Origin of the sequence: Oceanobacillus caeni, assembly GCF_019037185.1 — a bacterium.
GTDB classification, from domain to species: domain Bacteria; phylum Bacillota; class Bacilli; order Bacillales; family Amphibacillaceae; genus Oceanobacillus; species Oceanobacillus caeni.
In genome coordinates this window covers 43,500-53,524 of record NZ_JAHHXM010000022.1, presented here as the reverse complement: position 1 = coordinate 53,524, position 10,025 = coordinate 43,500, and the positions used below count along the sequence as shown (strand labels likewise).

9 protein-coding genes are annotated in these 10,025 nt (G+C 36.7%); 1 reads left to right on the top strand and 8 read right to left on the bottom strand.

Annotated elements, in window-relative coordinates; genetic code table 11:
• The first annotated feature begins 120 nt into the window (after positions 1 to 120).
• Positions 121 to 1,443 (top strand): branched-chain amino acid transport system II carrier protein, encoded by a 1,323-nt coding sequence (gene brnQ / locus KM885_RS12205; protein ID WP_060669014.1) that lies wholly within the window; start codon positions 121 to 123, stop codon positions 1,441 to 1,443.
• 230 nt (positions 1,444 to 1,673) lie between these two features.
• On the opposite strand, the gene KM885_RS12200 is transcribed toward brnQ, so the two are convergent.
• The 8 genes from KM885_RS12200 to KM885_RS12165 form a co-directional block, all read right to left on the bottom strand.
• A complete protein-coding gene (locus tag KM885_RS12200; protein WP_047184279.1) occupies positions 1,674 to 2,678 on the bottom strand; it encodes an ABC transporter ATP-binding protein in 1,005 nt (334 codons plus the stop codon).
• Entirely contained in the window at positions 2,671 to 3,699 is a 1,029-nt protein-coding gene (locus KM885_RS12195) for an ABC transporter ATP-binding protein (protein ID WP_047184280.1), read from the bottom strand. Before KM885_RS12195 ends, KM885_RS12200 begins: the two co-directional genes overlap by 8 nt.
• 15 nt (positions 3,700 to 3,714) lie before the next feature.
• Complete coding sequence (locus KM885_RS12190; RefSeq protein ID WP_047184281.1) at positions 3,715 to 4,638, bottom strand: ABC transporter permease; 924 nt, start codon at positions 4,636 to 4,638, stop codon at positions 3,715 to 3,717.
• Positions 4,638 to 5,573, bottom strand: a complete 936-nt coding sequence (locus KM885_RS12185; protein ID WP_047184282.1) for an ABC transporter permease — start codon at positions 5,571 to 5,573, stop codon at positions 4,638 to 4,640. The genes KM885_RS12190 and KM885_RS12185 overlap by 1 nt, the downstream gene beginning before the upstream one ends.
• 268 nt (positions 5,574 to 5,841) lie before the next feature.
• A complete protein-coding gene (locus tag KM885_RS12180; protein ID WP_204798195.1) occupies positions 5,842 to 7,515 on the bottom strand; it encodes a peptide ABC transporter substrate-binding protein in 1,674 nt (557 codons plus the stop codon).
• A gap of 385 nt (positions 7,516 to 7,900) precedes the next feature.
• On the bottom strand, positions 7,901 to 8,461 hold the full coding sequence (locus KM885_RS12175; protein WP_047184284.1) for a GNAT family N-acetyltransferase: 561 nt from the start codon (positions 8,459 to 8,461) through the stop codon (positions 7,901 to 7,903).
• Positions 8,462 to 8,831: 370 nt separating this feature from the next.
• Positions 8,832 to 9,131: a hypothetical protein gene (locus KM885_RS12170; protein ID WP_047184285.1), complete on the bottom strand. Its 300-nt coding sequence runs from the start codon at positions 9,129 to 9,131 to the stop codon at positions 8,832 to 8,834.
• A gap of 31 nt (positions 9,132 to 9,162) precedes the next feature.
• Positions 9,163 to 9,621 (bottom strand): hypothetical protein, encoded by a 459-nt coding sequence (locus KM885_RS12165; RefSeq protein WP_047184286.1) that lies wholly within the window; start codon positions 9,619 to 9,621, stop codon positions 9,163 to 9,165.
• Positions 9,622 to 10,025 lie beyond the last annotated feature (404 nt).

Here is a 10,025-nt window from a genome sequence, read left to right as displayed (position 1 = left end):
CTCACTTGTTTTCTATTTATAAACACAAAAATGACGTAGGTGAGTTTTTCCCACCAACGTCATTTATTGTACAACCTTTTTTATTTGTAATAATTAAATTCAATTTAAAGAGGTTACAAAATGAGTAAAAAACATGTTGTATTCATTGGATTTATGTTATTTTCTTTATTCTTCGGAGCTGGTAATTTAATCTTCCCACCCATTGTTGGACTAGAATCGGGAAGTCAATTTACTCCAGCCATCATCGGATTCCTTATTACAGGTGTTCTACTTCCATTTTTCGCAGTCCTTGCAGTTGCACTCACAGATGGTGGAATTGTTGCAATGGGTAGCCGTGTCCATAAAGTATTTGGAATTATTTTCGCAATTCTAGTGTATTTATCCATTGGTGCTCTATTTGGTATTCCACGTGCAGCAAACGTTGCGTATGAACTCGGATTCCAACAAGTTCTTCATGCAAATGGTCAAGTCGCGTTACTTGTATTTTCTATCGTATTTTTTGGCATTACGTATTACATTACGTTAAACCCAAGTAAAATCGTGGATCGGGTTGGTCAAATCTTAACCCCTATCCTACTAATTACACTAGCAATTCTTTTTGTTCGGGCTTTTATGATTCTAAACAATCCGCCGCTTCAGGCAACGGAAAAATATACTGCTTCGCCATTTACAGCTGGATTTTTAGAAGGGTATTTCACGATGGATGCAATCGCAGCATTAGCATTTGGGATTGTCGTCATCAATGCATTGAAGGGGAAAGGTGCAACTACGAATAAACAATTAATCAAGGGAACAATTAGCGCAGGAGTTGTTGCTGCAGCAGGCTTAGCCATTGTGTATGTATCACTTGGATGGATCGGTGTGGTTATTCCCAAAACAGAAACCTTCGAAAATGGAGCACAAATATTAACGCTAGCGTCTCATTTACTATTCGCGTCAACGGGAAGCTTATTATTCGGGGTCATAGTCATTCTTGCCTGTCTGACTACTTGCGTTGGTTTGATCAGTGCATGTGCAAGTTTCTTCCATGAAATTTATCCGAAATTAGGATACAAATCATACGCTACCGTGTTTACCCTATTAGGTTTTTCTGTTGCTACTTTCGGTTTAGATGCTATCTTAAGCTTTGCTGTGCCATTATTAGTATTTATCTATCCAATAGCTATTGTATTAATCATCCTTTCGATTGCACAACGTTTCTTACCAGAGAGCAAAACAATGTTTAGACTTTCTGTATTGCTTACGACGATTTACTCCGTCTACGAAGTTCTTTCATCTCTTGGACTTAAAATGGAGATGTTTACTAAATTAATAGGCTTTGTACCATTCTTTGAAAATGGACTAGGTTGGTTTGTACCAGCCGTTGTTGCGGCTATTGTTGGATTTGTTGTTGACAGGGCTAGTGGACCTACATCTGAAGCCACTTTAACACATGAGCATTAATAGTAAAATAGAGAAGGGCAAGTGCTTACTTGTCCTTCTCTTTTAATCAGAAAAGTTCACTGTCCCAAAACTTTATTGGGACGATGAACCTATCCTTATATCTTCATTCCATTCCACCGTCAATATCAATGCAACTTCCATTCTTAAACCTATCATGACCAAATTCACAAGGTTCTAAGGTACTTTCCAAACTTCTTTCGGATAGCTTTTCACAATGGAAAAGCGAATAATTATTGTTTCGCTTTATATTCTTCATTGTATCTGTCATCATATAAATGACAGGCAACCCAATGCTCTGGTTTATGTTCTATAGATTCTGGAGTTACTTTGCCACACACTTCCATCGCAAATGGGCATCTTGTCCGAAAACGACACCCACTTGGTGGATTGATCGGACTTGGTACATCTCCTTCAAGAATAATTCTTTCGCGTGAGCGTTCGACCTCTGGATCTGGTAAAGGTATCGCGCTTAATAATGCTTGTGTATATGGGTGGAGCGGCTCTTCATATAACATTTCGGACGAGGCTATTTCCGCCATACTTCCTAAATACATAACTCCTACACGATCACTAATATGTTTTACCATTGAAAGGTCATGGGCGATAAATAAATATGTTAAACCACGTTCCTTTTGTAGACGTATTAATAAATTAACGACTTGCGCCTGGATCGATACATCCAGTGCCGAGATTGGTTCATCGGCGACAATAAAATCAGGATTGACTGCTAATGCTCTAGCAATTCCAATCCGTTGTCGTTGTCCACCACTAAATTCATGGGGATAACGGTTCCCATGATCACTATTTAATCCGACTGTTTCTAACAGTTCATTAACCCGTTTCGTACGTTCTGCTTTACTCTTTACGAGGCCATGTATATCAAGACCTTCGGCAATAATATCTTTAACCGTCATTCTTGGATTTAATGAAGCATAAGGATCTTGGAAAATCATCTGCATACTACGATTAAATTTCTTTAATTCCTTTTTTGACTTTTTAGCATGTACATTTTCGCCATGAAAATTGACTTCGCCGGCTGTTGCTTCATACAATCTTAGTATTGTCCGTCCAGCTGTTGATTTTCCACAACCTGATTCACCAACTAAACCAAATGTCTCACCCTTATAAATATCAAAAGAAATCCCGTCGACAGCACGCAATACATTGTTGCGATCAATATTAAAATGCTTTTGTAAATTTTTAATTTCTAATAGTTTTTCTCTCGTGTTATCCATGAACCTTCGTACCTCCTACTCTGGCAGACTCCGGTATTTCTACCTTTGGTGCCCGTTCATCAAGTAACCAACAAGCAGCCTTCTGTGTATTCGATACGTCCGTATATTCCGGCATACGATTTTCACAAACCTTCATCGCAAATGGACAACGAGTTACGAATGGACATCCCTTTGGCGGATCAGCCAAATCCGGTGGTGAACCTGGGATAGCTTGCAATTCTTCATCCCGGTTATCAAGCTTTGGCATTGAACCTAGTAGTCCCCAAGTATACGGGTGTTGCGGATTGTAGAAAATTTCATCAACATCCCCGGTTTCGACAATTTTCCCACCATACATAACTGCGACTCGATGGGCAGCATTTGCTACTACACCAAGATCATGAGTAATAAGAAGAATCGCCGTTCCAGTCTTTTCCTGTAATTCTTTCATTAAATCCATAATTTGCGCTTGAATGGTTACATCAAGTGCTGTCGTCGGTTCATCCGCTATAAGAATCTTCGGATTACAAGCAAGTGCAATCGCTATCATTGCCCGTTGCCGCATACCGCCAGAATACTCATGTGGATATTGATTAATTCTTTTTTCAGGGGTTGGAATCCCAACTAATTTTAATAATTCAATTCCACGTTCATGGGCATCCTTTTTCGACATATTTTGGTGTTTAATTAAACTTTCTGAGATTTGTTTACCAATTGTCATCGTTGGATTAAGAGATGTCATTGGATCTTGAAAAATCATACTAATCTCTTTTCCACGAATGGCTTCCATCTGCTTCTCCGACTTTTCAGTTAGGTCTTGGCCTTTAAAAATAATTGACCCATTAACGAACTTTCCGGGAGGCATTGGAATGAGTCGCATGAGGGATTGGGCTGTTACACTTTTTCCAGATCCTGACTCACCGACTATTGCTAACGTCTCTTTTTCATTTAATTCGAATGTTACACCACGGACAGCTTTTACGTCACCGCCGTACGTATCAAACGAAACAGAAAGATCGTTTACTTCCAAAATTTTTGACATAAGTTTATCCTCCCATTATTTCCTTACTTTTGGATCCAGTGCATCCCGCATGCCATCACCAATTACATTAAATGCCAACATTGTTAAACAAATAAAAAACGCTGGGAAGAACAACTGGAATGGATAGTATTGCAATGCTGGTAACGCATCAGACGACATCGTACCCCAACTGGCAAGTGGTGCTGGAACACCAAGTCCAAGATAACTTAAAAATGCTTCTGTAAAGATGGCATTTGGAATCGTCAATGTTAATGTAACTAATATTGGCCCTAATGTATTAGGTACAAGATGTTTAAACATTAATCTTGTGTTACTTGCCCCAAGTGATCTTGATGCCATAACATATTCTTCTGACCGCAACTGCATAACTTGTCCGCGTACAATCCGAGCCATATTGATCCAACCGGTAATGGTCATCGCGATAATTAATGTCCAAAGCCCTTGGGGTAAAATAACCATCAATAAGATAACGACTAGCAAATACGGAACACCATATAAAATATCAGCAATCCGCATCATATATTCGTCAACCTTACCACCAAAAAAGCCGGCAATCGCTCCCCAAATCACTCCAATTACAAGGTCGATAAAGGCAGCCATCAGTCCAATAAATAACGAGATCTTTGCTCCATACCATGTTCTAGCAAAAACATCACGACCAAGATTATCCGTTCCGAACCAATGTTCAGCAGAAGGAGATTGGTTCGCATTCATTAAGTCATTTTGATAATAGTTCTGACCCGAGATCGGCCCACCAATAAACGACAAAATTCCAAGTATAATGATAATAAAAACACCAAAGATAGCTAATTTATTTTTACGAAAGCGACGCCAACCATCTTTCCAATAAGATGTACTCTCACCAGCTATTTTTTCAGCGTCGGAATGATCAACTTGTAGGGGCTCAAAGTCAGATTGGTTTAATTGTACTTGTGACATTATTTTTCGGCCCCCTTATCCGTAACTTTAATTCGTGGGTCAACTAACCCATATATTAAGTCAACAATAAGAATCGATACTAATAGTAAGACACTAAAGAAGACTGTCGTTCCCATAATAACGGTATAATCCCGGTTTGTAACACTAACAACAAATTCGTTTCCTAATCCCGGAATACCAAAGATTTTTTCAATAATAAAACTTCCTGTTAAAATAGACACAACCAATGGGCCAAGGTATGAAACAACAGGCAAGATCGCATTGCGAAGACCGTGTTTATATGTAACAACTCGACTGCTCAATCCCTTTGATCTAGCTGTTTTAATGTAATCAGCATTTAAGACTTCTAGCATGCTTGAACGCATTAACCGAGCAATAAATGCTAATGGTGTTGTAGCAAGCGCTACTGCTGGTAGAATCGTATGGGCAAAAGATTCAAATCTAGCTACAGGTAATGCTTGTAGTTTAATCGCAAAGATATATTGTAAGATTGTTGCCATAATAAAACTTGGAACGGATATACCAAGTACAGCGATAACCATTGCAGCATAGTCCCCAAATTTATTATGTTTAAGCGCAGCAATAACACCTAATAACACCCCAAACGATAGTGCCAGTAAAATAGCTTCAGCCCCTAAAATTAAGGAATATGGAAAACTTCTAGCAATAATATCGGTAACTTCCTGTCCAACATATTTAAATGATGGACCGAAATCTAATGTAATTGCTCGTACTAGATAATCGAAATATTGTACATGTATCGGATCGTTCAATCCATAAGCTTCATTCATTTGTGCTTCAATTTCTGGTGGTAACTTTCTTTCTGATGCAAAAGGCCCCCCTGGCGCTGCCTGCATAAGAAAAAATGTTATGGTAATAATAAAAAATAGTGATACGATGATATAGCCTATTCGCTTTAGTAAATATTTGGCCAAGAGCTTACACCTCCATATTCCCTTGTTAACTTTTTGTATAGCAAGGGATGATATAAGAACATCCCTGCAAATTGGCTAACTATATCTAAAGATCCATAGATAAAGAAAGATATAGTAATAGAGGGATGCTAGATAAATAGCTTTAGTATGTGAAGATTTTTGAAAGGGGTTAACCGTTTGCTTTATTTGAACATTACCAATAGGGTTAATGGTTAATACAAGGTATACAGAAAAATCTATATACCTTGTATCTCTAATTCAGTCACTCTTATTCAGAAATATATCCCCATTTAAATTGCATCGTTCCAATTGGAGAAACAGTAATATCTTTGACATTATCTTTATTTACCCAAACGTTCGTATAGAAATAAATTGGGGCAATTGGCATTTCATCCATAAAGATTTGTTCAGCTTGACGAAGAATGTCTCTACGTGCAGCTTCATCTGTTTCAGCTCTCGACTCTTTAATCAATTTGGCATAATCTTCATTTTCCCAGTTCGTGTAGTTATTACCACCAACAGATTCAAAGATTTCTAAGAAATTGATGGCATCATTGAAGTCGGCATTCCAACCCATTCGGCCTACTTGGAAGTTACCTTCACCCATCGTATCAAGGAATACGTTCCACTCTTCATTATTTAGTTCAACTTCTACACCAAGGTTTTCACGCCATATATCTTGAACAGCTTGAGCGATTGCACCATGTGCTTCACTTGTATTATAGGAAATTTTAATTTTAGGTAATTCTTCTAAACCTAACTCTTCCAGACCTTTTTCAAGATACTCTTTCGCTTGTTCAACATCGTTATCCTTGAAATAGCCTTCATTATTTTCTTCAAATATTGATGGAGGTACTAGTGCCGTTGCCGGTTGTTGTTCACCTTTTGTAATGTTTTCTACAATCCCTTGACGATTCAGAGCAAGTGAAAATGCCTTACGTATATTCACATTATCAAATGGTTCTTCTTCCGTGTTAAAAGCATAGTAGTATACACTAGCTAATGGAGTAATATTTAATGTTCCCTCATCTTTTAATGCCGGAATTGCAGATAAAGGAATTACATCTGTTGGTGATCCAGTCCAATCCAATTCATCATTGTTATACATTTGTAATGCTGTATTTTCATCGTCAATCATATACATGTTAATTGTTTCCAATTTAACTGTGTCGGCATCCCAATATTCCGGATTTTTCTTAAGTACAATTTGGTCTTTATGTGCCCAAGAATCAAGCAGGAACGGGCCATTTGTTACATAATCCTCCGAGACGTCCAGAGCCCAATCGTCTTTACCATCGACAACTTTATGGTTTACTGGATAATACGTGTAAAAAGCAGTTAAATCTAGGAAATATGGTGTTGGATGTTCAAGTTCGACAACTAATGTTTTATCATCCTCAGCTTTAACACCTACATCATCTAAGGAACCGCCATTTTCTTTGGCATCTTCAGCACCTTTAATAACATAAAGCTGATATGCATAATCAGTATCTGCGTTATTTGGATCCAATACCCATTTCCATGCATATTCAAAGTCCTTGGCTGTTACAGGATCACCGTTTGACCATTTCGCATCTTCACGAATTTTAAATGTGTATGTTAACTTGTCTTCGGAAACCTCATAGGATTCTGCCATCGCTTCTTCAGGTTCATCATCCTGATTCAACCGCATTAAACCTTCAAATATTTGTGTAAGAACAGCATTTGACGTTGTATCTGTTGCCTTACCTGGATGTAACGAAGGCGGTTCGGTTTTAATATTTATATTCAATGTTTGGTCGGCAGCCAATGCCGTACTACCTTCATCCTTGGAATCTTCTTCCTTAGCCGAATCTTCTTCCTTGGCCGATTCTTCCTTACTAACATTTCCACCACAAGCTGCTAGAACCATGCCTATGGCTAACATAACTACGATAAGAAAAGACCACTTCTTCCATTTCATAGATTTATCCCCCTTATGTAACCGTTTTTATTTTACAGATAATTTAGTGTTATTAAATTAATCTGTATTTATATTATACTATCATTTCCCAAATATTCCACCACTTTTTTAAAAAATGATTGACCATTCATTCATAAATTTTATATTCTACCAAATATGTTTTACAAAAACGTTGATTTATCAATACTTTTTATAAATTAAAGGGTAAATCTATTATCGTACTATTCCCTTAAATTACCATTTTGTATCTGAAGTCTAATTTACTTATTTAGCGACATAAAGTGATTTATGGTAATAAAAAAAAGCTTCATTGCTACGCGATAGCGACGAAACTCTTTTTCTATTTAAGTATGGATTTTTAAAAAGTAGAGTATTATAAATAACGCTACATATTACTGACTGATAGTTCATTCCATTCACTTGCTAAAATCCCATATACCGTATGGTCAACATAATGGTCATATAGCCACTCTACTTGTCTAATAGTTGCTTCATTTACAAAACCCAATCTTTCTGGAACGCTCCTGCTCTTTTTATTCTCCACGGCAGCTCGTATTTCCACTTTATTTAAGTTGAGGTGATTAAAAGCATAGTCGGTCAATGCTTTAGCAACTTTCGTCACAATCCCTTTTCCTTGAAATTCTTCTCCAAGCCAGTAGCCAATATATGCCGTCTTGTTGGACCAATTTACACTGTTGAAGCCCGCTACACCCACAATTTCTCCATTGAATAAAATAACGGTATTTAAACTTTTATTTTCGGCATAACCTTTTAAACATCCTCGGATAAATTCTTTTGTATCTTCCACATTCTTGGTGAAGTCAAGCCAAGGCAACCATTCTTTTAAATAATTTCTCGATTTGTCAGTTAGTTCAAAAATACTTTCAGCATCATTTAATTCAATTAATTTTAGTGAAACATTCTTGTCAATATTATGTATGAACATAATCTGTCCCCCTATTTTTGCTATTTTTTACTTACTAGCATTGTATAAATATAGTTTAAAAATCCTGCAAAGTCTATTCCAGAAATTTTTGCCAAAAAGGCAAAGGTCAACTAAAGTTTAGGATGAAACCTCTGAATCTGATAGACAAGATCCAGAAATATGGTAGACAAGATAGAAGGAGCGATTTCGTTATTCTTACACGATAGTCGTGACGCACTGATGGATTCAAAACCCAGCAACTTGGAAAAATATTTTTCTATTTTTCATTATTTATATTGATAGTTTTTTCTTAGGTAGATACATATTGTTAGGATTATGTATCAAGGAGAGATAAAGAACGGATACGTTTGTATCCACTCTAAAACTGAAGTTAATACATCCATCGCTGATATACTTCATTCTCTAAATCTTTTTCATTGAACATATTTAATTCCCTTTTTGCAATAAAAATCAGATATTCATCGTCGCCATAATTGAAAGTCTTATATATTTCCTGATTCTTTTTATGGAACTCGTGAATCAACTCTGTTAACTCAAAATACGTTAATTCTCCGGATTTCCATTGTTTAAATTTCTCAAATAGAGGTTCAAGTTCTTTTTCAGTCAAATGTCGATGGTATAAATCTAATATTTGGCGATCACGTTTCCGTTCTTCTTTTGTTTTTTTCATTTTAAATAGGATCCTTTCTTTTCTATTTCTTTTAAAATGGTAGATCCCAATTATCAGAATATATTGGTATGAAGTTTTTTTCAGGTTCTGTCACTTTCGACTGTTCTCGTTCTTCCCATGTTATCCCAAAAGGAGCACCGCCATCCGTATATCCTGCAATAAATGCAAAAGTTTCATCGCTATCTTCCCAAAGGTCTTCTTCCATAAATTCCTGTTTTCTCTTCCTAGCTTTACGCTTTTCTGCTTCCTGTTGTTTTTGAACAGCCGCTCTCTTCAACTCTCTTTTATAATGTTCGCTAGTACGAAATCCTAATAATTCCAATTCTTTTACTGCACATAGCTTATCAACGGCATAATGTTTACTATACCCATAAACTAGATTTTTTCCTTCGTATTTTGGAACCCAATGCCTAGCAGACTGCAAACGGCTATTACGATTCATGCGTTTATGACGTGGAATATTTGTCTTTTTTCTTTTTAATTTCCCCATATGCATATCACCTTAATCTTAATTGAAACATTCACTAAAGTGGAATTATAACATTTGTAAAAAGCGCTGGGAAACGATATAGTTTTACCGCCTTATTGAGAAAAGGGGGGCATACAGGATGGATAGTACGGAGACCAAACTTTAGAAAGTATTCCAGGAAATAAAACAGCTGAAAGGGGAAAGCAATCATTTAGTACAGAAAAACCACTTATTAAAACACCATTACAAACATATTCAAACAGAATAAATTTTTCAAGGATTGCTCCAAGCTACCATACCTAAAGTTACAATTCCTTCAATTCTTCTACTTGTTCCTTAGATAGATGAGTAACCTTTGCTACAAATTCAACCGGTGATCCTTGTTTTAATAATTCTTTAGCAATGTTCTGACGCTCTTCCATTTT